This window comes from Kaistia adipata DSM 17808 (assembly GCF_000423225.1).
Lineage (GTDB): Bacteria > Pseudomonadota > Alphaproteobacteria > Rhizobiales > Kaistiaceae > Kaistia > Kaistia adipata.
Genome location: NZ_KE383991.1, coordinates 572,078 through 596,034 on the forward strand (window position 1 = coordinate 572,078; position 23,957 = coordinate 596,034).

The following is a 23,957-nucleotide window of genomic DNA, read 5'->3' on the forward strand; positions in this document are numbered from 1 at the left end:
CCCCCGCTGTCTCGCCTCGGATCAGGCGGTATCTTGCGCCGGATCGAGCGGCCAGCGGTCCCGCCTGGCTGTCGCGTCTTTCATGACGAACCGAGCCTGTTTGCTTGTGCCTGGCCCATGATCAGATCCCGATTGCCTTATAGGCATCACCGATTTCCTTCAGGGCGACATAGTAGGCGGCCGTGCGGAAATCCTGGATCTCCGGCATATCGCGCAGGACGGACGTCATGCGCTCGTAGCCCCCTCGCATGACATCGTCGAGGCCGGAGCGAACGAGATCGATCTCGCTCCCTCCTTCGAGAAACTCATCCCGCATGTCCTCGGGAAAGGCCTTGCCGGTCATCGATTCCAACGCGCTGGTGATCTGTGCGTTGCGGCGTTCGCGGCGGCGACGCTCCATGAGGCCGAACGGGATGTGCGTCAGATTCTTGACCCACTCGAAATAGCTGACGATGACGCCTCCGGCATTGACGAAGAGATCCGGCAGAATGACGACACCTTTTTCGAGGAGCGTCGCCTCGGCCGCGAAACTCACGGGTCCGTTGGCGGCCTCCGCGATCAGCCTTGCGCGAATTCGATCGGCATTGTGCGACGTGATTGCGTTTTCCATCGCCGCCGGGATGAGAATGTCGCAATCGACCTCCAGACCTCGATCCTTGTCGGGGGAGCTGATTGCGCCCTCGAATCCAAGGATGCTTCCGGTACGAAGGCGATGCTGCCGCACCGCCTCGACGTCGAGCCCGGCGGCATCGAAGATGTACCCGTCGCGCTCGACGATGCAGACGATTTTGGCGCCGTCTTCCTCGCTCAGGAACTTGGCAGCGTGGAAACCGACATTGCCGAAGCCCTGAACGGCGACAGTCATGCCGGACAGGTCGCGCCGGCCCTGAATGCCCTGGTGCGCGCGGTCGCGAAGATAGCAATGGATCGCATACTGGACGCCCCGCCCCGTAGCTTCGGTGCGACCGGCAATTCCGCCGCGTGACAAGGGCTTGCCGGTGACGCAGGCATTCGCGTTGACGATATCGGCAGGGCCGGTGCGCTTGTACTCGTCGGCCATCCAGGCCATCTCGCGCTCGCCCGTCCCCATGTCGGGAGCGGGAACGTTGCGGCCGGGCGAGATCAGGTTGCGCTTTGCCAACTCCTGCGTGAAACGGCGGGTGATGCGCTCAAGCTCATGGACCTCCCATTGCTTGGGATCGATGCGGAGAGCGCCTTTTGAGCCGCCGAACGGCACGTCGACCAACGCGCATTTAAGGCTCATGAGCGCGGCGAGCGCCTCGACCTCATTCGCGTTCGCCGCCGCGTCATAGCGAATGCCACCCTTGGCGGGCTCGACATGCTCGCTGTGAACCGACCGCCAGCCCGTAAAGCTGTACATGCGCCCGCGCAGTCGAACCCCAAACCGAACCGTATAGGTGGAGTTGCAGGCGCGGATCCGCTCGGCGAGGCCCTCGGGAAGGTCGAGATGCGCAAGGGCCCGGTCGATATAGCTCTCGACACTGTCGAGGAAGGTTCCTTCTTGCGAAGCGGATGCGTTCTCTTGTTCCAGCGCGATATCCATACGCCACTTCCTCCAGCCGACAGGCAGAGAAAGCTAACACGACAGATCCAAGCCCTTCCCACTTTGTTTCGGCCGAATTCCAGTGGTATGAGCTAATAGTGCGGCCGAAAGGGATCCATTATGACTAAAGATGCCCATGTTTTTGGTGAACTTGACCAGTTCGACCAGCACATTCTCCAGGCCCTGTCGGAGGATGGCCGCATGTCGATCACCGATCTGGCGGCGCGCATCGGCCTATCCAAGACCCCCTGCCAGATCCGCTTCAGGCGCCTGATCGCAGAGGGGTACATCGAAGGCTTCAAAGCCATCCTGAACCCGACGAAAATGCAGCTCGACCATGTCGCCTTCGTCGAGGTGAAGCTGACCGATACGCGGGAGGCCGCCCTGAAGAGCTTCAACGACGCCGTCAAGAAAGTCGCGGAGGTTGACGAATGCCACATGATCGCGGGCCGGTTCGACTACCTTCTGAAGGTGCGGACGCGCGATATCAGCAAATACCGGCGGGTCCTCGGCGACAAGATATCGACCCTCCCCTATGTTGGCAGCACGTCGACCTACCCCGCCATGGAAACCATCAAGGAAGGCTGGAGCAGGGTCACGTCGATTGCCTGAGCGCGATGATCAGCCGGCGTGCCGGATCGGAAACTGAATCCCCCTTTCGGCAGGGGGAGGAGAAAGGCAGCGATTCAAGGCAAATGCATCCTGCCGTGCCGGCCGCGACCTGCGGCACAAAAAAGGGCCGCTCTTGCGAGCGGCCCTCCATGCCGGATCGGCCCCGCCGGGCGCCGATCAGTTCTTTTTGACCTGACGGTAGAACACGAAGTCGGAGAGGGCGCCGTTGACGTAGCCCTCGACGTTCTTGGCGCGGGCGACCTGGGTGGCGGCCTGGAACATGATGACGATCGGCGAGTTCGCCTGCACCTTCTTCTGCAGATCGATGTACATCGCGTCGCGCTTGGCCGGGTCGGCCTCGGCGAGCGCCGCCTTCGTCTCCTTGTTCATCTCGTCCGGCACGGCCCAGCTGTTGCGCCATGCGGCGCTGCCCTGGACATGGTCGTCCGAGTTGTCCGCATTGTAGGCGAAAGCCGCTGCGTTGGAGTCCGGGTCCATGAAGTCGGGAGCCCAGTACAGCAGCATCGCCTCGTGCGTGCGGGAACGATACTTGGTGATCACCTGCGAGCCGGTGCCCGGGATGATGTCGAAGGTGATCCCCGCTTCGGCGAAGCCCGCCTGCAACGACTGCGCGATATCGGTGAACGGCGTCGAGTTGATGACGTCGAGCGTTACCTTGATCGGCGTCTTGATGCCGGCATCCGCCAGGATCTGCTTGGCCTTGGCCGGATCATAGCTATAGGGATTCTCGTCGAGCGAGCCCGGGAAACCCTTCGGCCAGAAGGCCTGGTGCGTCTCCATCTGACCCTTCAGGAAGGTGTCGGTCATGCCCTTGTAGTTGACCAGATAGCGGGCAGCTTCCCAGACGGCCGGCGGCGTCAGCGCCGCGGTCTTCTGGTTGAACGACAGGAAGTGGACGGCCGCCTGCGGATAGGTCTCGGTCGCCAGCTTGTCGTTGCCGGCGAGGCTGGCGATCTGGTCCGAGGTCAGGTTCTTGGCCATATCGACGTCGCCCGACTGCAGCAGCAGCTGCTGGGTCGCGGCTTCGGCGACATGGCGGATGATCACGCCCTTGAGCGCGGGAGCGCCGTTGAAATAGTCGGGATTGGCCTTCAGGTTGATGAGCTCGCCCGGGCGGAACGCCTTGAGCACGAACGGGCCGGTGCCGGCCGAATTCGCCTTCAGCCAGGCATTGCCCATGTCGCCATTGGCTTCATTCGCCTGCACGGTGACGGCGTCGACGATCGAGGCAGGACGGGAAGCGAGCACGTTGAGCACGAAGGCCGACGAGAAGTCGCCCTCATACTTCACCTTCACCTTGCCGTCGTCGACCGTGACCATCTTGTCGTAGTTCTCGGGCGTCCAGCCGAGCTGCGTCAGGATGAAGGCCGGCGCCTTGTTGAGGTCGACCACGCGCTTCCAGGAATAGACCACGTCCTCGGCGCGGAGCGGATTGCCGGAACTGAACTTGACGCCGTCGCGCAGCGTGAAGGTGATCGTCTTGTTTGCGTCGTCGGCGACCCACTCCTTGGCGAGGCCGGCAACCAGCGCCTTCGGATTGGGGGCATCGTACTGCACGAGACGGTCATAGGTCTGGGTTGCGTATTCGCCGGACGAGAACTCGTAGGCCTCGGCCGGGTCGATGCTCACGATGTCGTCGATGTTCTGCGCAACGACAAGCACGTCGGCCGGCGTCGCAGCCCAGCCCTGGATCGGCAAAATCGGCATTGCCAGCGCTGCTGCGAGCAGCGCGACCCTGAATACTTTCGTCATATTTTCTCCTCGTTGGTTCCCGTCTTCTTGGTCCTGCCCCCGGTAGCACGCAGGGGCGGATGTTCCGTGCGCGACCTGAATATCGGCATGGTGCCGGTCCAGAGCATGCGCGCGAACGTCTCGGTGTCGTTCGACCAGGAATGGAGGCGATTGCCGCGAAAATGCAGGCTGTCGCCGGCCGAAAGCACCATTTCGTCGTCCTCGAGGCGGTGAGCAATCTGGCCTTCGAGAATGAACACAATTTCCTCACCCTCGTGGCTCACGGTCTCGGACCGGTAGCCGGGCGGAATATGGAGAATGAAGGACGACAGCACGTTGCCTGTGAAATCGGCCGCGATGCGCTCGTAGATGACCGACGAGCCGTCAACCGAGAAGCGGCTGCGCGCGGTCGCACGCGTCAGCCCGTCCTCCATCGACGTCGTCGCGATGAAATAGTCGATCGGCACGTCGAGCCCGCGCGCAATATGGGCGAGCGTACCGAGCGACGGGGTGGCCTGATCGCGTTCAACCTGGCTCAGATAGCCGACGGAAATGCCTGCGGCATTGCACAATTCCTGCAATGTCATTGACAGCTGCCGGCGGCGGCCACGGATCAGCGCCCCCACCTTCGGCTGGCCCGCCTTCGCTTTCCTGCTGGTCTCCGAGGACACGCTCGCTTCGCTCCATCAAATTTTTTTTGATTTAATCAAAGTTATTTGTATGGTCCAAGCGGAATGTTTCTCGACTAACGACATCCGTGCCGCACTCGCGCCACGGCCATTGGAGCAGGACCCACACCACGTGGCATCAGAAACCGACCCCGCGCTGGCGCTTCCATCCGGCTCCAGAGGCGCATCGCACACGGCGCGGCGCGCCTGGAAAATGGGCAAAGGGCTGCTCAGCATCCTCTTTGCCGTTGCCTTTACCTTCCTCGGCCTCCTTGCCATCACCTTTTTCATCGGCCGCGTCGTGCCGATCGATCCGGTGCTGGCCGTTGTCGGCGACCGCGCTCCGCGCGCCGTCTACGAAGCGGCCCGCCTCGAGATGGGCCTGGACAGGCCGCTGATCGTCCAGTTCCTCGATTATGTCGGGAATGTGCTGACGGGAAATCTCGGCATGTCGGTGTCGACCGGCCGGCCCGTCGCCGAGGATCTCGCCCGTGTTTTCCCCGCCACGCTGGAGATGGCGACGCTCGGCATCCTCATCGGCGTGCTGCTCGGCGTGCCAATGGGGGTTTATGCCGCCAGCCGCCAGGGCAGCCTGGTCGACCAGGTCATCCGCGTCGTTGGCCTGCTCGGCTATTCGATACCGGCGTTCTGGCTCGGCCTTGTCGGTCTCGCGCTGTTCTACGCCAAGCTGCAATGGGTCGGGGGACCCGGCCGTATCGACGTCTTCTATGACGGCATGGTGGATCCCGTCACGGGCCTGCTGCTGGTCGACAGCCTGCTCGCCGGCGAAACCGAGATCTTCTTCAATGCCTTATCGCATATCTTGCTGCCGGCGGCGGTGCTTGGCTTCTTCAGCCTGGCCTACATCGCCCGCATGACGCGCTCCTTCATGCTCGACCAACTGGCGCAGGAATACATCACCACCGCCCGCGTCAAGGGCGTGCCGGAGCGCCTCGTCCTCTGGCGCCATGCGTTCCGGCCGATCCTCGTGCCGCTGATCACTGTCATCGCCCTGTCCTATGCCGGCCTGCTCGAGGGCTCGGTCATGATCGAGACCGTCTTTTCCTGGCCCGGCATCGGCAACTATCTTACCACGGCGCTGCTCAACGCCGACATGAACGCCGTTCTGGGCGCAACGCTGGTCATCGGCGCCGTGTTCATCGGCATCAACAAGATTTCGGACGTGCTCTACCGCGTCCTCGACCCGAGGGCGCGCTGATGGCGACCACACGCGACTGGCTTCTCGACGATTCACCGTCCTCGCGCCTGCAGGCGCGCCTTGGCCGCGGCTATCGTCTGTCCCGCGCCCTGATGCGCAATCCGCTGGCGATGGTCGGTGCCCTGATCGTGCTGGCGCTGATCCTGGCCGCGCTGTTTGCGCCCTGGATCGCCACCCATTCGCCCATCACCCAGGACCTCGCCATGCGGCTCAAGCCGCCAAGCGCCGAGTACTGGATGGGCACGGACGAACTCGGCCGCGACATCTGGAGCCGCGTCGTCTACGGCGCCCGCATCACCCTGATGATCGTGATGCTGGTGGCGGTGCTCGCGGCGCCCGTCGGGCTCGTCATTGGCGCGATCGCCGGCTACTATGGCGGCTGGGTCGATCGCATCCTGATGGGCATCACCGACATCTTCCTGTCGATGCCGAAGCTGATCCTGGCGCTGGCTTTCGTCGCAGCCCTCGGGCCCGGCATCCAGAACGCCATCATCGCCATCGCGATCGCGACCTGGCCGGGCTATGCCCGCATCGCCCGCGCCGAGACGCTGACCATCCGCAACTCGGAGTTCGTCTCCGCGGTCGAGCTTCAGGGCGCGTCATCCTTCCGCGTCATCGTCAACCACATCCTGCCGCTGTGCAGTTCGTCGATGATCATCCGCGTCACGCTCGACATGGCCGGCATCATCCTGACCGCGGCGGGCCTCGGCTTCATCGGCCTCGGCGCGCAGCCGCCGCTGCCCGAATGGGGCGCGATGATCTCGCGCGGCCGTTCCTTCATCCTCAACGAGTGGTGGGTTGCGACCATGCCGGGCTTCGCGATCGTCATCGTCAGCCTCGGCTTCTGCTTCCTCGGAGACGGCCTGCGCGATGTCCTCGACCCCAAGCATGGAGACCGTCAATGAGCGCCTTGCTTGAAATCGAGAACCTGCGCGTCACCTTCCCGACCGCGCGCGGTCCGGTCGACGTGGTCAAGGGGCTGTCGCTGACGCTCGGCCGCGAGCGCCTCGGCATCGTCGGCGAAAGCGGCTCCGGCAAGTCGATGACCGGTCGCTCGATCCTGCGGCTGATCCGGGCCCCGGGCAAGGTCACGGCCGACAAGCTGCGCTTCGACGGCATCGACCTGCTCGCCCAGTCGGATCGGCAGATGCGCGCCATCCGGGGCGCGCGCATTTCGATGGTCATGCAGGACCCGAAATATTCGCTCAATCCGGTCATGACCATCGGCGCCCAGATCGCCGAGGCGCTGCTGACGCACCAGAAGCTCGGTCGCACCGACATCCGCGGCCGCACCCTCGCCATGCTGGAGGCCGTTCGCATCAACGATCCCGCGCGCGTGCTCGGCCTCTATCCGCACGAGGTCTCCGGCGGCATGGGCCAGCGCATCATGATCGCCATGATGCTGATCCCGGAGCCGGACCTCCTGATCGCCGACGAGCCGACCTCGGCGCTCGACGTATCGGTACAGGCACAAGTGCTCGAGATCATCGACGATCTCGTCAAGCGCAAGGGCATGGGGCTGATCCTGGTCAGCCACGACCTTGACCTGGTGTCGGGCTATTGCGACCGCATCCTGGTGATGCGCGCCGGCGAGGTGGTGGAGGAGTGCATCGCAAGCGAGCTCCGCAACGCCAAGCATCCCTATACGCGCGGCCTGCTCGCCGCGATCCCGCGTCTCGATGAGGATCGCGAGGAATTGCCGGTCCTGCAACGCGACGAGGCTTCGACATGAGCGCGCTGACGATCGAAAACCTTGATATCTGCTACGGCGAATCGAAGGTTACGCACGACATCAACCTCTCGGTCGCCGAGGGCGAGAGCTTCGCGCTGGTCGGCGAGAGCGGCTCGGGCAAGACCACGGTGCTCAGGGCCATTGCGGGCATCGCGACGAGCTGGACCGGTTCCATAACGGCATTCGGCCAGGCCCGTTCGCCCGGCATCGATCGCGGCTTCGCGCGCCAGTGCCAGATGGTGTTCCAGGATCCCTACGGCTCGCTCCACCCGCGCAAGACGGTGGATGCGACGCTGAGCGAGCCGCTGGCCATCCATGGCATCGCCGACAATGGCGAGCGCGTCGACGAGGTGATGCAATCGGTCGGCCTCGACCGCCGCTTCCGCTTCCGCTTCCCGCATCAGCTCTCCGGCGGCCAGCGCCAGCGGGTGGCGATTGCGCGGGCGCTCATCCTCAGGCCCAAGCTGCTGCTGCTCGACGAACCGACCTCGGCGCTCGACGTCTCGGTGCAGGCGGAGATCCTCAACCTGCTCAAGCGCCTGCGCCGCGAGCAGGGGCTGACCTATCTGATGGTCACCCACAATCTTGCCGTCGTCTCCTTCCTCTGCGATCGGCTGGCCGTCATGCGGCATGGCCGCATCGTCGAGGTCGCCAGCGCCGATCAGCTCAAGCGCGGCGCACTGGAAGACCCCTATTCGCGCGAACTGATCCAGTTCAGCCCGTCCCACCCGGCTTGAGCCCTCCCAGGCCGAACTCCCAAGATCTGAAATATCGAGATTGCCATGACCGACACCGCAATCGCCGAGGCGCTGGTCGCCTTCGACGCCGCCATCGCGACGACAACGGAGGTCGAGGGCGTCTGGAAGGCGCTCCAGGCGCTGGCCGATGTCATCGTCGGCGCCAAGCTCTTCACCGTCATGCGGCTCGACTGGGCCAACGACTGCTCGGCCCGCACATTCACCAGCCACCCGGATGCCTATCCGGTCTCCGGCACCAAGCCGATCAACCGCACCCATTGGTTCGAGACGATCCACGTCAAGCGCCAGCCCTTCGTCGCCAACACGATCAAGGACATAGCCGACGTCTTCCCCGACCATGAGACGATCTGGTCGCTCGGCACCGGCTCGGTGCTCAACTGGCCAGTCTTCGTCGGCGACAGGATGCTTGGCACCGTCAACATGCTGCACGAGGAGCACTACTACACGCCCGAGCGTGTCGAGGCGGCCAAGTTGCTGTCGCTGGCGGCCAAGGCCGCCTTCCTCGCCGTCGAGCACCTCGAACGCGGCTAAGTCATCCCTCGCCCTGGAAAATGACGGGCCGGGCCTCAAGCGAGAGCGAACCACATGATCGTTTCGGAATACACCCTCCCGGGCATGCACATCCGCGACCATGTCATTCCCGTGCCGCTCGATTGGTCGAATCCGGCCGGCCCGGCCATCCAGCTGTTCGCGCGCGAGGTGGTCGATCCGGCCCGCAAGTTCGAAGATCTTCCGCTGCTCTGCTTTCTTCAAGGCGGCCCAGGTGGCAAGTCCCCTCGTCCAACCGGCAACTCGCCCGGTTGGCTTCACGAGGCCCTGAAGACCTATCGGGTCGTCCTCCCGGACCAGCGCGGCACCGGACGCTCGACACCCGTGACGTCGGGCACCATGGCCCGATTTGCCGATGGCGAGGCCGCGGCTGACCATCTGCAGCTGTTTCTGGCCGATTCCATCGTCGCGGATCTCGAACATCTGCGAAATTCCGCGTTTGGCGGCAAGCGCTGGCAGACGCTCGGCCAAAGCTATGGCGGCTTTCTGACCCTGACCTATCTCAGCCACGCGCCCGAGGCGCTGACGGCCTGCTACATTACCGGCGGCCTGCCTGGCCTGGGCACATCCGCGGCCCAGACCTACCAGCATACCTATCCACGCGTTGCCGCGAAGAATGCCGCCTTCTACAAGCGCTTTCCGCAGAATATCGCCCGCGTGGCCGATATTGCCGATCGGCTGGAGGAGCGGACGCCGACACTCCCGGACGGCGACAGGCTCACGGTTCGGCGGCTCCAGATGCTTGGCATCGATTTCGGCCTGAAGCTCGGATTTGAGAACACCCACTGGCTGTTGGACGAAGCGCTCGATGACGCTGCGCAGTCCGGCCTTTCCGCGCTGTTCATTCGCTCGGTCTGCGATGGGACGTCCTTCGCGAGCAATCCGCTCTATGCCGTCCTGCAAGAGGCCATATACGCCGGAGACGAACCAACGGCCTGGAGCGCGGAACAGCAAAGACCGGCTCTCTTCTGTTCGAGTGCGCGGCCGCTCCTGTTCACCGGCGAGATGATGTTTCCGTGGATGTACGACGACATCGCTGCCCTCAGGCCGTTCAAGGCTGGCGCGGAGGCGCTTGCGCGACGCAAGAACGAACGTCGGTTCTACGATAGCGCCAAGCTCGCTGCGAATGCCGTTCCCGTGGCCGCCGCGATCTACCATGACGACATGTATGTCGACGCTGAGCTATCGCTTCAGACGGCCCGGCATGTCGGAAACTTGGACTACTGGATTACCAATGAGTTCGAGCATGACGGCCTCCGCCAGTCCGGTTCGGTACTCACGCGGCTGGTCGGCATGGTCGGGGACAAGGGCGGCCCCCTTCTCGGCTCTCCGTCTTGACCGCCGCGATATCGAACCAGCAGGACGATGCGGGGTAGCCAGTCGATGGGACCGGGGCGCCCAGCGCCCCGCCATCGCCCTGTCCGCCCGGCATCGTGCCAAGGGCGTCGACTGGCCAGGGTGCGTCGCCCTCCTCCGTGCCCGGCTCTCCGCCCCGCCATCCGGCAAACGGATCGGCACCGGAGACTTCGTACCGCTTCGCCGCCCCTTCCACACTGCAGCGAGATCGGAAGCGAACCGGGTGATGTGCGACCGGAAATGCGCTCGCCCCCATTCGGATGACGGGGACAGGGTCCCGGCGAAGAAAGGCGGCGTGGTCTTTGAAATGGTGACCTGGCCTATGAGGAAGCGCGGGTGGAACCGAGCCCGTGGACGGTCCCTAGCCGGCCGATGGTCTGGTCAGCCAGGCTAGAGCGCCTGTCCCTCTGACGGCCTCTCCAAGAGCCGCTTGACGAGTTCGGAGAACGGCGTCCTGAAGCGGTCAGGCAGGGGTGAGTTGCGGACTTGCAGGAAATCCTGCAAGGGGAGCGGCCCTACGGGCCGTCGAGAAAATCGAGGGGCCCAAACTCAGGCCACCAAGCTCGCACAAGCCGTCAACATTGTCGATTTCTGAGAAAGTGGCTGGGGAACCTGGATTCGAACCAAGACTAACGGAGTCAGAGTCCGTCGTTCTACCGTTAAACTATTCCCCAACTAAGCGCTTGATCGACCTCACCTTTTTTCGGACCTAGGGTCCGGCGGGGAGGCGTCTGCAACGAGCGCCGCGTCGTGGGTGTGGAGATAGGCGGTTTCGGCGGGAGGGTCAAGCGCCTGTTTTCCGAAATTCACACCCCGGTGATCGAAGCCTGGGGATTGTCGCGCGCCGCCTGCCATCCACCGCCGGCCGCCCGAGCGCCGCGAGCACGACCGCCGCGACCACCACAGCCGGGGCCAGCCTCCCCTCGCCTGCCGCCTCGCCGCGCGCCATCCGCCGGCCGCGCCCTGCCCGGCAAAGTGCCGGCGCCGCGACGCCGGGCGACAAATGTTTCGGCGCGGGTCGCGCCCGTCGGCCGCCCAACGCATCCGGTCCTCACTGCCGGTGACAGGATTGTGTGTTAGCCGCCCCGACAGCCCGTAGTATTGTCCGCGCCGGCGGAAAGACCGCCGCAGATCAGCAGTCCAAATCGCGCATTCCCCTGTCGCGTTCCTTGTCGCGCGCCCATCCGCGCGCGCTCATTCATTTGAAAAGGACGACAACATGCATGCCATGCGAAATATTTGCGCCGGCTTGCTGTCCTCCACGTTCATCCTTGCCATGAACACGGCGGCCCCGGCCCAGCAGGCGAACCAGGCCAGGCCCAACATCGTCGTGATCATGGGCGACGACGTGGGCTGGTTCAACATCGGCGCCTATCACCGCGGAATCATGTCCGGCAAGACGCCGAACCTCGACCGGCTGGCGTCGGAGGGCATGATGTTCACCGACTATTACGCCGAGGCGAGCTGCACGGCCGGCCGCGCCAGCTTCATCACCGGCGAGATCCCGCTGCGCACCGGCCTGACGACGGTCGGCCAGGCGGGCGCCGATGTCGGCATGCCGGACAAGGCGGCGACGATCGCCTCCGCGCTCAGGGAACAGGGCTACGCCACCGGCCAGTTCGGCAAGAACCACCTCGGCGACCTGAACAAGTACCTGCCGACGCTGCACGGCTTCGACGAGTTCTTCGGCTACCTCTATCACCTCGACGCGATGTCGGACCCGTACTGGTATTCCTTCCCGGACGACCAGTCGTACCGGGACAAGGTCGGTCCGCGCAATCTCGTGCACAGCTACGCCACCGACGTCGACGACGCGACGGTGATGCCGCGCTGGGGCAAGGTCGGCAAGCAGCGCATCGTCGACGAGGGGCCGCTGGCGCCCTATCCCGACATGACCAACGTGCCGAACATGCACGACATCACGCCGAAGGCGAAATACGACATGGGCACCTTCGACGAGGTGCTGGTGAAGGCGTCCTGCGACTTCATGGACAAGGCGAAGACGGACGGAAAGCCGTTCTTCCTCTGGCACAACACGACGCGCATGCATGTCTGGACCTTCCTGTCGCCGAAATACCAGGCGCTGATGAACGCCGACACCAATTACGGCCTCGAGGAAGCCGGCATGGCGCAGCTCGACGACAATGTCGGCGCGCTGATGAAATGCATCGACGACGCCGGCGAGGCCGACAACACCATCCTGGTCTTCACGACCGACAATGGCGCCGAGGTGTTCACCTGGCCGGATGGCGGCATGACGCCGTTCAAGGGCACCAAGGGCACGGTGATGGAGGGCGGCTTCCGGGCGCCGGCGATCATCCGCTGGCCGGGCAAGGTCAAGCCCGGCACGGTCGAGAACGGTATCTTCTCGGCGCTCGACTGGTTCCCGACGCTGGTCGCGGCGGCTGGCAATCCCGACATCACGGCCCAGCTCCTGAAGGGCGTCCAGCTCGGCGACCGCACCTACAAGAACCATCTCGACGGCTATGACCAGACCGCCCTGCTGACCGGCAAGGGCCCGTCGGCGCGGCACGAATTCTTCTATTTCGGCGGCCCGGAACTCGGCGCCGTCCGGATCGACAACTTCAAGTTCCAGTTCTTCCAGCAGCCGGGCGGCTGGCCGGGCGCCAAGGAAACGACCGACATGCCGGTCATGGTCAACATCCGCCAGGATCCGTTCGAGCGCACGCCGTCGACCGGCGGACAGAGCCTGAACGACCTCGGCGGCGGCTACATGAACGACTTCTACGCCCGCGAGTTCTGGCGCTTCGTCAGCGTGCAGAACGAGGTCGCCAAGCTGGCGATGACGGCGATCGACTATCCGCCGATGCAGGACCCCGCCTCGTTCAATCTGGACGCGGTGAAGCGGAAGATCGACGCCGCGATCAAGAACCAGCCCGGCAACTGAGCCGGCCCGCCGGCGGCGCCCCCCGCCGTCAGGTTGAGCTCGACGCGGGGGTGGCGGCTGGCAGCAGGCCGCCGCCACGCCCGCCGCGGCGGCGCCGGATTCGCCCAATCTCCCCCGCAGCCATCCCTCCGAATCCGACGCGATGAGCCGCCTTACGAACCGTCGCGAGCTGCGATATGGTTGCATCGTCGGTGTCCGCGCCCGTTTCCGGCGGCAGGCAGCGTCCTGGACAAACGCTCGAGCGCACGGGAGGCGGAAGGCGGATCTTCCACAGGCCGCGTCACGAATAACGAGCGACATCCAAGCTTCAAACTTGCGTGCTAGCTATCGCATGAGACGGCTTATCATCTGGCCGGCCAGGGGGCCGAGCCGGGGCAATCGGGCGATGATGTGCCGAGGGGAGAACAAGCATGAAGACGAACTGGCTGCGGATTTCGGTATCCGCGCTCGCCATCTGCGCGACCACGGGCGTTGCGCTCGGACAGAACCTCGACGAGCTGATCGCGGCGGCCAAGAAGGAAGGCCAGCTGACGACGATCGCGCTGCCGCATGACTGGTGCGGCTATGGCGCCGTCATCGAGGGCTTCAAGAACAAGTACGGCATCGCCGTCAACGAGCTGAACCCGGACGCCAGCTCCGGCGACGAGATCGAGGCGATCAAGGCGAACAAGGGCAATACCGGCCCGCAGGCCCCCGACGTGATCGACGTCGGCCTGCCCTTCGGCCCCTCGGCCAAGGCCGAGGGCCTGCTGCAGCCCTACAAGGTCTCGACCTGGGACACGATCCCGGACGCCGCCAAGGACGCTGACGGCTACTGGTACGGCGACTATTACGGCGTGATGTCGTTCCTGGTGAACACCGACATCATCAAGACCGTGCCGCAGGACTGGAAGGACCTGCTCTCGGATGAATACGCCAACTCCGTCGCCCTCGCCGGCGACCCGCGCGTCGCGGCGCAGGCGATCCAGGGCGTCTTCGCCGCCGGCCTGTCCGGCTCGAAGGGCGACATCGCCAAGGCCGGCGACGAGGGCCTGAAGTTCTTCGCCGAGCTGAACAAGAAGGGCAATTTCGTGCCCGTCATCGGCAAGGCCGCGTCGCTGGCGCAGGGCTCGACGCCGATCCTGATCGCCTGGGACTACAATTCGCTTGCCTGGCGCGACGTGCTGAAGGGCAACCCGGCCGCCGAGGTCGTGGTGCCGAAGACCGGCGTCGTCGCCGGCGTCTACGTGCAGGGCATCAGCGCCTACGCCCCGCACCCGAACGCCGCCAAGCTCTGGATGGAGTATCTCTATTCCGACGAGGGCCAGCTCGCCTGGCTCGCCGGCTACTGCCACCCGATCCGCTTCGACGATCTCGCCAAGAACGGCAAGATCCCGGCCGACCTGCTCGCCAAGCTGCCGCCGGCCGAGGGCTACGCCAAGGCCGTCTTCCCGACGGTCGAGCAGCAGAACGCCTCCAAGGAAGTGATCGCCAAGCAGTGGGATTCGGTCGTCGGCGCCGACATTCCGAAGTAAGGCGCTTCGCCGGACAGGCGGCGCTTCGGCCCGCGCAGAACAAGGAGCCCGGCCCCGGCCGGGCTCTTTCCCGTGATGCAGCCGCCCCGCCCCGGCGGCGACTCTCCCGTATTATTTAGCCGCCTGCCCTTGCCTCGATCCGGGCGGGCCAGCATCCTCAGTTCCCGAGCAACCGCAGACAGGCCGCCATGGCAGCATCCGCCGCAGAGTCCGCCCGAGCGAGACCGCGCCCCCTCTCGCTGACCTGGCTCGGCGTCGTGCCCTTCATGCTGTTCGCGCTGATGTTCCTGATCATACCGGCGACGCTGCTGATGATCGGCGCCTTCCAGGATCCGCAGGGCAATTTCACGCTGCAGAACATCGCCAACCTGAACCAGCCGACGATCATCAAGGCCTATCGCACCTCGATCGCGATCAGCGCCGCCTCCGCCTTCGGCGGCGCGCTGATCGGCTTCGGGATCGCCTATGCAGTGGCGCTCGGCCGCGTGCCGCGCTGGATCCGCCCGACGATGATGACGTTCTCGGGCGTGGCGTCGAATTTCGCCGGCGTGCCGCTCGCCTTCGCCTTCATGGCGACGCTCGGCCGAACCGGCCTCGTCACGGCGCTCCTGACCAGCATCTTCGGCTTCAACATCTACCGCTACGGCTTCAACCTGCTGAGCTTCGGCGGCCTGACGCTGACCTATCTCTATTTCCAGATCCCGCTGATGATCCTGATCATGACGCCGGCGATCGACGGGCTGAAGCGCGAATGGCGCGAGGCCTCGGCCATCCTCGGCGCCACGACCTGGCAGTACTGGCGCATGGTCGCCTTCCCGATCCTGTGGCCGAGCCTGCTCGGCGCCTTCCTGCTGCTCTTCGCCAACGCCTTCGGCGCCATCGCCACCGCCTATGCGCTGACCGGCTCGTCGCTCAACATCATCACCATCCTGCTGTTCGCGCAGATCCGCGGCGACGTTCTGCACGATCCGAACCTCGGCTACGCGCTGGCGCTCGGCATGATCCTGATCACCGGACTTTCGAACGGCGCCTATATCTGGCTCCGCTCGCGCAGCGAGAGGTGGATGCGATGAAGCGTCCGGTCATCGGCCCCTGGATCACCATCATCCTCGGCGCGATCTATTTCCTCGTGCCGCTCGTCGCGACCTTCGAGTTCTCGCTCCGGATGAAGCGCGGCGAATATTCGTTCGAGGCCTACCGCGTCGTCTTCGGCGACCCGAACTTCCAGGCGAGCTTCACCTATTCGGCGCTGATCGCCGTCGCCGCGATCATCGTCGGCGTGCTGATCGTGGTGCCAACCGCCTATATCGTGCAGCTGAAGCTGCCGCGGCTGCGGCCGCTGGTCGAGTTCATCACCCTGCTGCCACTGGTGATCCCGGCCATCGTGCTCGTCTTCGGCTATATCCGGATGTACAATTCCTCGTCCTGGATCCCGCTCACCAATTCCGCGCGGGGAACGGACTTCCTGCTCACCTGCGCCTATGTCACGCTCGCCCTGCCCTACATGTACCGGGCGGTCGACACGGGGCTGCGCGCCATCGACATCCGCACGCTGACAGAGGCCGCGCAGAGCCTCGGCAGTTCCTGGCCGCGCATCCTGTTCCAGGTGATCCTGCCGAACGTGCGCGTCGCGGTGCTCTCCGGTGCGTTCCTTACCTTCGCCATCGTCATCGGCGAGTTCACCATGGCGAGCCTGCTGAACCGGCCGGCCTTCGGACCCTATCTGCAGCTCGTCGGCGCCAATAGGGCCTATGAGCCGGCGGCGCTCGCCATCATCGCCTTCATCATCACCTGGGCCTGCATGGGCCTGATCCAGCTCTTCGGCGGCGGCCGCCGCAACGACACCCGCCGTTGAACCCGGGACCCCGCGCATGGCTTTCCTGACGCTCGAGAAGATCACCAAGACCTTCGGCAACCAGACGACGATCCACGGCATCGACCTTGCCGTCGAGCGCGGCGAGTTCGTCTCGTTCCTGGGGCCGTCGGGCTGCGGCAAGACGACGACGCTCAGGATGATCGCCGGCTTCGAGACGCCGACGTCCGGCACGATCAAGATCGACGGCAAGGACGTCACCGACCTCCGCCCGAACCAGCGCAACATCGGCATGGTGTTCCAGGCCTATGCGCTGTTCCCGAACATGACGGTCGCCGACAACATCGCCTTCGGCCTCAAGGTGGCGAAGAAGTCCTCGGCCGAGATCGCGGCGCGGGTGAAGGAGATGCTGGCGCTGATCAAGCTGCCGGATGTCGGCAACCGCTTTCCCTACCAGCTCTCCGGCGGCCAGCAACAGCGCGTGGCGCTCGCCCGCGCGCTGGCCATCCAGCCGAAGATCCTGCTGCTCGACGAGCCGCTCTCCGCCCTCGACGCCAAGATCCGCATCGCGCTCCGCGACGAGATCCGCGCCGTGCAGCGCTCGCTCGGCATCACGACCATCTATGTGACGCACGACCAGGAAGAAGCGCTCTCCATGTCGGATCGCATCTGCGTCATGAACGAGGGCCGCATCGAGCAGCTCGGCACGCCGTTCGAGATCTACAACAACCCGAAGACGCGCTTCGTCGCCACCTTCGTCGGCACGCTCAACGTGCTGAACGGCACGATGGTCGACACCGCCACCGGCCGCATCGCCATCGACGGCCAGGAGGTCGTGGCGACGCGCGGCGCCAACGGCGCCTCGACGGGTGACAGCCTCGCCGTGGCGCTCCGGCCCGAGGCGCTCTCGATCGGCGAGACGGAGCCCGGCCGGAACGGGCTGAAGGGCGTCATCGAGGAGGTGCATTTCCTCGGCCCCGTCGTCCGCATCCGCGTCCGCTTCGGCGACAACGTCGTCTCGCTCGACACCTTCAACCGCCCGCACAGCGCCCCGCCGGTGCGCGGCGAGCCGGTGAACGTGCATTTCGGTCATGAGGACCTGCTGGTGCTCGACCGGCCGGCGATCTGATCGATCGCGCCTGCGCGCCATGCGCGCGGCCTGTTGCCGCCGCCTCATGCCGATCGCGCGCCGCTCCGGCCCGACGGTGCGAAACGAAAACGGGCGCCCGAAGGCGCCCGTTTCCCTTTGCTCGAACCCGAGGCCGATTACGGCAGGGTGTAAGCGGTCTTAACGGTCGTGAAGAACTCGGCCGCGTACTTGCCCTGCTCGCGCGGGCCGTAGCTCGAACCCTTCCGGCCGCCGAACGGCACGTGATAGTCGACGCCGGCGGTCGGCAGGTTGACCATGACCATGCCGGCCTCGGAGTGACGCTTGAAGTGCGTCGCATGCTTGAGGCTGGTGGTCACGATGCCGGCGGCGAGGCCGAAGGTCGTGTCGTTGGCGACGGCGAGCGCCTCCTCGTAGTCCTTGACCTTGATCACGCTGGCGACCGGGCCGAAGACCTCTTCCTTGTTGATGCGCATGTCGGGCGTCGTGTTGGTGAACAGCGCCGGCTGCAGGAAGAAGCCCGGGTTCTCGCGCTCGATCCGCTCGCCGCCGAAGGCGAGCGTGGCGCCCTCGTCCTTGGCGATCTGGATGTAGCGCTCGTCCTGGTCGAGCTGGCTCTGGTCGACGACCGGGCCGATATGCGTGCCCTGCTTGACGGCGTCGTCGACGACGAGGTCCTTCATGCGGGCGGTCAGCGCCTCGACATACTGGTCGTGGATCTTCTCGGTGACGATCAGGCGCGACGAAGCGGTGCAGCGCTGGCCGGTCGAGAAGAAGGCACTGTTGGCGGTCGACTCGACCGCGACCTTCAGGTCGGCGTCATCGAGCACGATGGTCGGGTTCTTGCCGCCCATCTCGAGCTGGAACTTGCGCATGACGGCGATCGAGGCCTCGGCGACCTTCTTGCCGGTGCCGACCGAGCCGGTGAACGAGAGCGCGTTGATCTTCGGCGAGTCGAGCATCGCCTGGCCGACGACCGAGCCGCGGCCCATGACCAGGTTGACGACGCCCTTGGGCAGGCCGTTGCGAACCAGGATGTCGACGATCGTCCAGGCGCAGCCCGGAACCAGGTCGGCCGGCTTCAAAACGACGGTGTTGCCATAGGCGATCGCCGGGGCGAGCTTCCAGGCCGGAATGGCGATCGGGAAGTTCCACGGCGTGATCAGGCCGACGACGCCGACCGGCTCGCGGGTGATCGCGACGTCGATGCCCGGACGCACGCTCGGCAGCAGCTCGCCCGAGAGACGCAGCGTCTCGCCGGCGAAGAAGTGGAAGATCTGCGCGGCGCGGATGGTCTCGCCGATGCCCTCGGGAAGGGTCTTGCCCTCTTCGCGCGACAGCAGGCGGCCGATCTCATCCTTGCGGGCGAGGATCTCGTCGCCGGTCGCCTTCAGGATGTCGTGGCGCTGCTGGATGCCCGAGACCGACCAGGTCTTGAACGCGTCGGCAGCGGCGTCGATCGCGGCCTTGGCGTCCTCGACGGTCGCCTGCGCGAATTCACCGACCACTTCGTTCGTATTGGACGGATTGATGTTGGGGCGCGCGGTGCCGCCGACCCATTCACCACCGATGTAGTTCTTGTGGAGTGTGCTCATCAGAAAATCCTTGAACGTCGTGGAACGGATATGGCCCCGGCCGGAGCCGGGGAAAGGGGGGCGGGAACCGAGGTTCGGAGAGTCCCGGTCCTTGTATCCCGCCAGCCCCCCATGGCCAACCCTCAAAGCTGGGTGACGGTGACCTTCTCTTCCTTGGCGAAGGCGAGCGGGTTCTGGAGCGGCAGGCCGAAGGTGTCGGACTGGATCTCGAACACGTCGCCGGCCTCGGTCTTGACACCGAACGCCACGGAGAGCGTCGCCGTGCCATAGGTGTGGACGTGCACCTGGCCCGGGCGGCGGAAGAAATCATACTTGAAGTGGTGATATTCGAGGTTGGCGAGCGTATGCGACATGTTCGCCTCGCCCGACAGGAACGGCTCGTCGAAGATCACCTTGCCGTCGCGGAAGATCTTCGAGCGGCCGCGCACGTCGTCCGGCAGCGCGCCGACGAGCAGCTCCGGGCCGACCGAGCACGGGCGCAGCTTGGAATGGGCGAGGTAGAGGTAGTTCACCCGCTCCATGATGTGGTCGGAGAACTCGTTCGCCATGGCGAAGCCGATCCGGTACGGGTGGCCGTCGTCGCCGACGATGTAGATGCCGGCGACTTCCGGCTCCTCGCCGCCGTCCTGGGCGAAGGACGGAGCGGTCAGCGGCTGGCCGGGGCCGACGAGCAGCGCGCCGTCGCCCTTGTAGAACCACTCCGGCTGCACGCCCTGCTGGCCGGGCGCCGGCTTGCCGTTCTCGAGGCCCATGCGGAACATCTTCATCGAGTCGGTGAGGACTTCGTCCTCATCCGGCGTCTTGTGCATGGCGTCGCGGGCCGAGGCCGAGCCGAGATGGGTCAGGCCCGTGCCGGTGATCAGGAGATGCGCCGGATCCTCGTGGTCGATCGGCGCGAGCACGCAGCCGGAAGCGAGCAGCGCGGCGCGATCGACTTCCTCGGTGGCGCCGACGGAGGCCGCCTCGACGAGGGCCTCGATGCCGCTCTTGGCGGCGATCGCCGCCTTGGCGAGCTCGTAGACGGTCTTGTAGCCCGGCACGATGTAGGACCGCTCGCCGGTGCCGTTCGACACCGTTGCGACGACGGCGCGATCGCCGGCCTCGGTCTTGATCTGCATCAGTCTCATTCGTTTCTCTCCTGTTATGCCGAGCGGCCGTCAGCGGTTCCGCCGCGGCCGATTCTTGTGAAGTCGATGCGATGAACTAGCTGAGGCTCGTCTCGTCCTCGGCATCGGCGTTGCGGCCGACCCAGATCGAATCGAACACATTGCCCTTGGCGTTGCGCAGCAGCCGCCGCATGGCGAGGAACGCCTCGTCGGCATTGCGGTCGCGGATCGCCTCGAAGACATCGCGATGCTGCACCACGGCGTCGTCGCCCATGACGGTACGCCAGCCGAGCGAAAAACTGATGACAAGGCCGGATTCGATCAGGCCGCCGACGGAGCGCAGCATCGGATTGTGCGACGCCTCGAGCACCGTCATGTGGAAGGTGAGGTCGGCGCGGATCTGGTCGATGCTGCCGCGATCGCGATTCTTGATGCCGTCGAGCGCGCGCCCAAGCTTCTCGATCTCTTCCGGCGTCGCCCGTTCGGCCGCGCGCGCGGCGGCGGCCGGCTCGATGATCTCGCGCATCTCGAACAGGGAATGGATGAACTCGTCGCTCGGCCGCTGGTCGATCTGCCAGCTGAGCACGTCGGGATCGAGCATGTTCCAGTCGACGCGCGGGCGAACCTTGGTGCCGATCTTGGGGCGCGACACGGTGAGCCCCTTGGCGGCCAGCAGGCGGACCGCCTCGCGCACCGCCGTGCGGGAGACGCGGAACTCTTCCTGCACCATCGGCTCGGTCGGCAGCGTATCGCCGGGATTGTAGACGCCGGAAACGATGCGGCGGCCGAGCTCCGCCGCCACCTGTTCCGACAGGCTGCCGGAGCGCTCCCTGCCGGGAACCCGCAGCGATCGCGTCTTGTCCTGGGTAGCGCGCATCCGCCGGGAGCCCCCTTCCGCGATCTGGTCCGGAAACGAAAAGCGGCATGTCGAAAGGCAGGCCGCCGAACTGCCGTTATCATAGGATGTTTGCTTCGGCGAGGCTACCACCCCGCCGGGGAACAACTGCTTCTCCGTTTCGCGGTGGGTCGGCCGCCATCGCGGGCGGCCGGCCCGTCCGGAACCTAGCGGGCGCGCTGGTTGAAGAGGACCTTCTGTGCTTCCTGATCGTCGGCCAGGCTGACCGGCGCGACCGGCGCCTTGACCGCCATGCCGCGCGCCACGGCCGGGCGCGCATTCATCCGATCGATCCAGCGCTTCACGTTCGGGAACTCGGACGTGTCGAAACGCTGGCTCTCCCAGCCTGCGGCCCAGCCGAAGATCGCCATGTCGGCGATCGAATACTCGCCGGCGACGAAGTCCCGGTCGGCGAGACGACGATCCAGCACGCCATAGAGGCGGTGCGTCTCGTCCTGGTAGCGCTTGGTGGCGTAGGGAATGCGCTCCGGCGCATATTCGGAGAAGTGGTTGCGCTGGCCGAGCATGGGGCCGAAGCCGCCCATCTGCCACATCAGCCATTCCTCGACCTCGACGCGGGCGCGCTCGTCGCCGGTCGGGTAGAACTTGCCGAACTTGCGGCCGAGATAGAGCAGGATGGCGCCGGATTCGAACACCGAGATCGGCTTGCCGCCCGGCCCTTCCGGATCGAGGATCGCCGGCATCTTGTTGTTCGGCGAGATCGCGAGGAACTCCGGCTTGAACTGGTCGCCCTTGCCGATGTTGACGAAGTGGAGCGCGTAGGGAACGCCCAGCTCCTCCAGCATGATGCTGATCTTCTTGCCGTTCGGGGTCGGCCAGTAATGCAGCTCGATCGGCTGCGTCTGCGTCACGGTCATGGGAAACCTTTGGCTTTGGCTGGGACTGGATCGGTCACCGATCGGCGAGCGATGGGAAGTCTCCCATATTTGGGTTTGCCACGCCGACAAGGCAAGGCTTCCATACCAAGGCCGCTGGGCGGCACCTCCAGCCAGGCCCGCCGGACGCCGAATGCCCCCTATCGGGGCGTCGGCGCCCCGGTATCGCGGACGTCGAGATGCTCGACCGTCAGCGTCCCGACGCTGAGCCTGTCGATCCGGGCTTCCAGGATGCGCAGGCGGCCGATCGCCATGGCGCCAAAGGCGATCGCGCCAATCGCCGCCGCGCCGATCGCGAGCGCCCCCAGCGCGGATGCCCCGGTAGCGCTCGCCTGTGTCTTCCGCACAATCTTCGTCATGGTCGCCCTCTCGACAGCTGTCGGAAGGGCGACCATAGCGCGAAATCGTACCGGTCCGCGGATATCCCGCCTTACTCGAGCCCGAGCTTCTTCTTCAGGATCTCGTTGACCGCCTGCGGGTTGGCCTTGCCACCCGACGCCTTCATGATCTGACCGACGAACCAGCCGGCGAGCGTCGGCTTCAGCTTGACCTGCTCGACCTTGTCCGGATTGGCGGCGATGATGTCGTCGACGACCTTCTCGATCGCGCCCGTGTCCGTGACCTGCTTCAGGCCGCGCGCCTCGACAACCTGGCGCGGATCGCCACCCTCGTTCCAGACGATCTCGAACAGGTCCTTGGCGATCTTGCCGGAGATGGTGCCGTCGCCGATCAGGTCGATGATCGCGCCGAGCTGTTCAGCCGATACCGGACTGGCGGCGATGTCCTTGCCGTCCTTGTTGAGGCGGGCGGCCAGTTCCTGCGTCACCCAGTTGGCGGCCGCCTTGGCGTCGCGGCCCTTGGCGACGGCCTCGAAATAGTCGGCCGTGTCGCGCTCCAGCACCAGCACGCTGGCGTCGTAGGCGGACAGGCCCATCCCGTCGACGAAGCGCGCCTTCTTGGCGTCCGGCAGCTCGGGCAGCGCCGCCTTCAGGCCGTCGACCCAGCTCTGCTCCAGTTCGAGCGGCAGCAGGTCGGGATCGGGGAAGTAGCGGTAGTCATGCGCCTCTTCCTTCGAGCGCATCGAGCGCGTCTCGCCCTTGTTGGCGTCGAACAGGCGGGTTTCCTGATGGATCGAGCCGCCATCCTCGAGGATGGCGATCTGCCGGCGCGCCTCGTAGTCGACGGCCTGGCCGACGAAGCGGATCGAGTTGACGTTCTTGATCTCGCAGCGCGTGCCGAGCGGCTCGCCCGGACGGCGCACCGAGACGTTGACATCGGCGCGCATCGAGCCTTCGTCCATGTTGCCGTCGCAGGTGCCGAGATAGCGCACGATGGTGCGCAGCTTGGTCAGATAGGCCTTGGCCTCGTCGGCCGAACGCAGGTCCGGCTTGGAGACGATCTCCATCAGCGCCACGCCCGAGCGGTTCAGGTCGACGAAGCTCATGGTCGGGTGCTGGTCATGCAGCGACTTGCCGGCGTCCTGCTCGAGATGCAGGCGCTCGATGCCGACCGTCACGCTCTCGCCGCCGTCGAGATCGATGACGATCTCGCCCTCGCCGACGATCGGCTGCTTGAACTGCGAGATCTGGTAGCCCTGCGGCAGGTCCGGGTAGAAATAGTTCTTGCGGTCGAAGACGCTGTAATTGTTGATCTGCGCCTTGAGGCCGAGGCCGGTGCGCACCGCCTGCGCCACGCATTCCTCGTTGATCACCGGCAGCATGCCCGGCATGGCCGCGTCGACCAGGCTGACATGCGAGTTGGGCGCGCCGCCAAACTCGGTCGAGGCGCCGGAGAACAGCTTCGACTGCGACAGGACCTGGGCATGCACTTCCATGCCGATCACGACTTCCCAATCCCCGGTCGCGCCCTTGATCAGCTTCTTGGGATCGGGCTGGCGGACGATGGCGTTCAT

Annotated in this window: 21 protein-coding genes and 1 tRNA gene; 12 read left to right on the forward strand and 10 right to left on the reverse strand. The window is 65.4% G+C overall.

Going from position 1 to position 23,957, the window contains the following annotated elements:
- Window positions 1-121 precede the first annotated feature (121 nt).
- Window positions 122-1,564 (reverse strand): Glu/Leu/Phe/Val family dehydrogenase, encoded by a 1,443-nt coding sequence (locus tag G539_RS0115590; protein ID WP_035831462.1) that lies wholly within the window; start codon window positions 1,562-1,564, stop codon window positions 122-124.
- A 120-nt stretch (window positions 1,565-1,684) separates the two neighbouring features.
- On the opposite strand from G539_RS0115590, the gene G539_RS0115595 reads away from it, so the two are divergent.
- Entirely contained in the window at window positions 1,685-2,176 is a 492-nt protein-coding gene (locus tag G539_RS0115595; protein ID WP_029076018.1) for an Lrp/AsnC family transcriptional regulator, read from the forward strand.
- A gap of 177 nt (window positions 2,177-2,353) precedes the next feature.
- On the opposite strand, the gene G539_RS0115600 is transcribed toward G539_RS0115595, so the two are convergent.
- Both G539_RS0115600 and G539_RS25065 read right to left on the reverse strand, forming a co-directional pair.
- Window positions 2,354-3,949, reverse strand: coding sequence for an ABC transporter substrate-binding protein (locus G539_RS0115600; RefSeq protein ID WP_029076019.1), 1,596 nt, complete (start codon window positions 3,947-3,949; stop codon window positions 2,354-2,356).
- On the reverse strand, window positions 3,946-4,599 hold the full coding sequence (locus G539_RS25065; protein ID WP_029076020.1) for a helix-turn-helix domain-containing protein: 654 nt from the start codon (window positions 4,597-4,599) through the stop codon (window positions 3,946-3,948). The genes G539_RS0115600 and G539_RS25065 overlap by 4 nt, the downstream gene beginning before the upstream one ends.
- A 211-nt stretch (window positions 4,600-4,810) precedes the next feature.
- On the opposite strand from G539_RS25065, the gene G539_RS0115610 reads away from it, so the two are divergent.
- Genes G539_RS0115610 through G539_RS0115635 form a run of 6 tightly spaced genes read left to right on the forward strand, consistent with a single transcriptional unit; the run spans window position 4,811 to window position 10,192 of the window.
- Window positions 4,811-5,815, forward strand: coding sequence for an ABC transporter permease (locus G539_RS0115610; protein ID WP_051231491.1), 1,005 nt, complete (start codon window positions 4,811-4,813; stop codon window positions 5,813-5,815).
- A complete protein-coding gene (locus tag G539_RS0115615) occupies window positions 5,815-6,720 on the forward strand; it encodes an ABC transporter permease (RefSeq protein WP_029076022.1) in 906 nt (301 codons plus the stop codon). Before G539_RS0115610 ends, G539_RS0115615 begins: the two co-directional genes overlap by 1 nt.
- The gene (locus G539_RS0115620; RefSeq protein ID WP_029076023.1) at window positions 6,717-7,547 is read left to right on the forward strand and encodes an ABC transporter ATP-binding protein; all 831 of its coding nucleotides are present in this window, start codon (window positions 6,717-6,719) and stop codon (window positions 7,545-7,547) included. The genes G539_RS0115615 and G539_RS0115620 overlap by 4 nt, the downstream gene beginning before the upstream one ends.
- Window positions 7,544-8,284 (forward strand): ABC transporter ATP-binding protein, encoded by a 741-nt coding sequence (locus tag G539_RS0115625; protein ID WP_029076024.1) that lies wholly within the window; start codon window positions 7,544-7,546, stop codon window positions 8,282-8,284. Before G539_RS0115620 ends, G539_RS0115625 begins: the two co-directional genes overlap by 4 nt.
- A 45-nt stretch (window positions 8,285-8,329) precedes the next feature.
- A complete protein-coding gene (locus tag G539_RS0115630) occupies window positions 8,330-8,836 on the forward strand; it encodes a GAF domain-containing protein (RefSeq protein WP_029076025.1) in 507 nt (168 codons plus the stop codon).
- A 54-nt stretch (window positions 8,837-8,890) separates the two neighbouring features.
- Window positions 8,891-10,192 (forward strand): alpha/beta fold hydrolase, encoded by a 1,302-nt coding sequence (locus tag G539_RS0115635; RefSeq protein ID WP_029076026.1) that lies wholly within the window; start codon window positions 8,891-8,893, stop codon window positions 10,190-10,192.
- 618 nt (window positions 10,193-10,810) lie between these two features.
- Here G539_RS0115635 and G539_RS0115640 read toward each other — a convergent pair.
- Window positions 10,811-10,884 (reverse strand) — tRNA-Gln (locus tag G539_RS0115640).
- A 545-nt stretch (window positions 10,885-11,429) separates the two neighbouring features.
- On the opposite strand from G539_RS0115640, the gene G539_RS0115645 reads away from it, so the two are divergent.
- From G539_RS0115645 to G539_RS0115665, 5 genes are all read left to right on the forward strand, one after another.
- Window positions 11,430-13,118: an arylsulfatase gene (locus tag G539_RS0115645; protein WP_029076027.1), complete on the forward strand. Its 1,689-nt coding sequence runs from the start codon at window positions 11,430-11,432 to the stop codon at window positions 13,116-13,118.
- Window positions 13,119-13,528: 410 nt separating this feature from the next.
- Window positions 13,529-14,632, forward strand: a complete 1,104-nt coding sequence (locus G539_RS0115650; protein WP_029076028.1) for an ABC transporter substrate-binding protein — start codon at window positions 13,529-13,531, stop codon at window positions 14,630-14,632.
- 188 nt (window positions 14,633-14,820) lie between these two features.
- The gene (locus G539_RS0115655) at window positions 14,821-15,705 is read left to right on the forward strand and encodes an ABC transporter permease (RefSeq protein ID WP_029076029.1); all 885 of its coding nucleotides are present in this window, start codon (window positions 14,821-14,823) and stop codon (window positions 15,703-15,705) included.
- On the forward strand, window positions 15,702-16,487 hold the full coding sequence (locus G539_RS0115660; protein ID WP_029076030.1) for an ABC transporter permease: 786 nt from the start codon (window positions 15,702-15,704) through the stop codon (window positions 16,485-16,487). Before G539_RS0115655 ends, G539_RS0115660 begins: the two co-directional genes overlap by 4 nt.
- A 16-nt stretch (window positions 16,488-16,503) precedes the next feature.
- On the forward strand, window positions 16,504-17,574 hold the full coding sequence (locus G539_RS0115665; protein ID WP_029076031.1) for an ABC transporter ATP-binding protein: 1,071 nt from the start codon (window positions 16,504-16,506) through the stop codon (window positions 17,572-17,574).
- A 137-nt stretch (window positions 17,575-17,711) separates the two neighbouring features.
- Here G539_RS0115665 and G539_RS0115670 read toward each other — a convergent pair whose 3' ends face one another.
- From G539_RS0115670 to gatB, 6 genes are all read right to left on the reverse strand, one after another.
- On the reverse strand, window positions 17,712-19,148 hold the full coding sequence (locus tag G539_RS0115670) for an aldehyde dehydrogenase family protein (RefSeq protein WP_029076032.1): 1,437 nt from the start codon (window positions 19,146-19,148) through the stop codon (window positions 17,712-17,714).
- Between the two features lie 122 nt (window positions 19,149-19,270).
- The gene (araD1, locus tag G539_RS0115675; RefSeq protein WP_029076033.1) at window positions 19,271-20,275 is read right to left on the reverse strand and encodes an AraD1 family protein; all 1,005 of its coding nucleotides are present in this window, start codon (window positions 20,273-20,275) and stop codon (window positions 19,271-19,273) included.
- 76 nt (window positions 20,276-20,351) lie between these two features.
- The gene (locus G539_RS25070) at window positions 20,352-21,131 is read right to left on the reverse strand and encodes a FadR/GntR family transcriptional regulator (protein ID WP_051231494.1); all 780 of its coding nucleotides are present in this window, start codon (window positions 21,129-21,131) and stop codon (window positions 20,352-20,354) included.
- 185 nt (window positions 21,132-21,316) lie between these two features.
- A complete protein-coding gene (locus G539_RS0115685; protein WP_029076034.1) occupies window positions 21,317-22,027 on the reverse strand; it encodes a glutathione S-transferase N-terminal domain-containing protein in 711 nt (236 codons plus the stop codon).
- Window positions 22,028-22,185: 158 nt separating this feature from the next.
- A complete protein-coding gene (locus G539_RS0115690; protein WP_029076035.1) occupies window positions 22,186-22,404 on the reverse strand; it encodes a hypothetical protein in 219 nt (72 codons plus the stop codon).
- Between the two features lie 71 nt (window positions 22,405-22,475).
- Window positions 22,476-23,957 (reverse strand): Asp-tRNA(Asn)/Glu-tRNA(Gln) amidotransferase subunit GatB, encoded by a 1,482-nt coding sequence (gene gatB, locus G539_RS0115695; protein ID WP_029076036.1) that lies wholly within the window; start codon window positions 23,955-23,957, stop codon window positions 22,476-22,478.

Coding starts and splice junctions, on each gene's coding strand:
- G539_RS0115590 (WP_035831462.1), bottom strand. CDS start 1,564: ATGGATATCGCGCTGGAACAAGAGAACGCATCCGCTTCGCAAGAAGGA.
- G539_RS0115595 (WP_029076018.1), top strand. CDS start 1,685: ATGACTAAAGATGCCCATGTTTTTGGTGAACTTGACCAGTTCGACCAG.
- G539_RS0115600 (WP_029076019.1), bottom strand. CDS start 3,949: ATGACGAAAGTATTCAGGGTCGCGCTGCTCGCAGCAGCGCTGGCAATG.
- G539_RS0115610 (WP_051231491.1), top strand. CDS start 4,811: ATGGGCAAAGGGCTGCTCAGCATCCTCTTTGCCGTTGCCTTTACCTTC.
- G539_RS0115615 (WP_029076022.1), top strand. CDS start 5,815: ATGGCGACCACACGCGACTGGCTTCTCGACGATTCACCGTCCTCGCGC.
- G539_RS0115620 (WP_029076023.1), top strand. CDS start 6,717: ATGAGCGCCTTGCTTGAAATCGAGAACCTGCGCGTCACCTTCCCGACC.
- G539_RS0115625 (WP_029076024.1), top strand. CDS start 7,544: ATGAGCGCGCTGACGATCGAAAACCTTGATATCTGCTACGGCGAATCG.
- G539_RS0115630 (WP_029076025.1), top strand. CDS start 8,330: ATGACCGACACCGCAATCGCCGAGGCGCTGGTCGCCTTCGACGCCGCC.
- G539_RS0115635 (WP_029076026.1), top strand. CDS start 8,891: ATGATCGTTTCGGAATACACCCTCCCGGGCATGCACATCCGCGACCAT.
- G539_RS0115645 (WP_029076027.1), top strand. CDS start 11,430: ATGCATGCCATGCGAAATATTTGCGCCGGCTTGCTGTCCTCCACGTTC.
- G539_RS0115650 (WP_029076028.1), top strand. CDS start 13,529: ATGAAGACGAACTGGCTGCGGATTTCGGTATCCGCGCTCGCCATCTGC.
- G539_RS0115655 (WP_029076029.1), top strand. CDS start 14,821: ATGGCAGCATCCGCCGCAGAGTCCGCCCGAGCGAGACCGCGCCCCCTC.
- G539_RS0115660 (WP_029076030.1), top strand. CDS start 15,702: ATGAAGCGTCCGGTCATCGGCCCCTGGATCACCATCATCCTCGGCGCG.
- G539_RS0115665 (WP_029076031.1), top strand. CDS start 16,504: ATGGCTTTCCTGACGCTCGAGAAGATCACCAAGACCTTCGGCAACCAG.
- G539_RS0115670 (WP_029076032.1), bottom strand. CDS start 19,148: ATGAGCACACTCCACAAGAACTACATCGGTGGTGAATGGGTCGGCGGC.
- araD1 (WP_029076033.1), bottom strand. CDS start 20,275: ATGAGACTGATGCAGATCAAGACCGAGGCCGGCGATCGCGCCGTCGTC.
- G539_RS25070 (WP_051231494.1), bottom strand. CDS start 21,131: ATGCGCGCTACCCAGGACAAGACGCGATCGCTGCGGGTTCCCGGCAGG.
- G539_RS0115685 (WP_029076034.1), bottom strand. CDS start 22,027: ATGACCGTGACGCAGACGCAGCCGATCGAGCTGCATTACTGGCCGACC.
- G539_RS0115690 (WP_029076035.1), bottom strand. CDS start 22,404: ATGACGAAGATTGTGCGGAAGACACAGGCGAGCGCTACCGGGGCATCC.
- gatB (WP_029076036.1), bottom strand. CDS start 23,957: ATGAACGCCATCGTCCGCCAGCCCGATCCCAAGAAGCTGATCAAGGGC.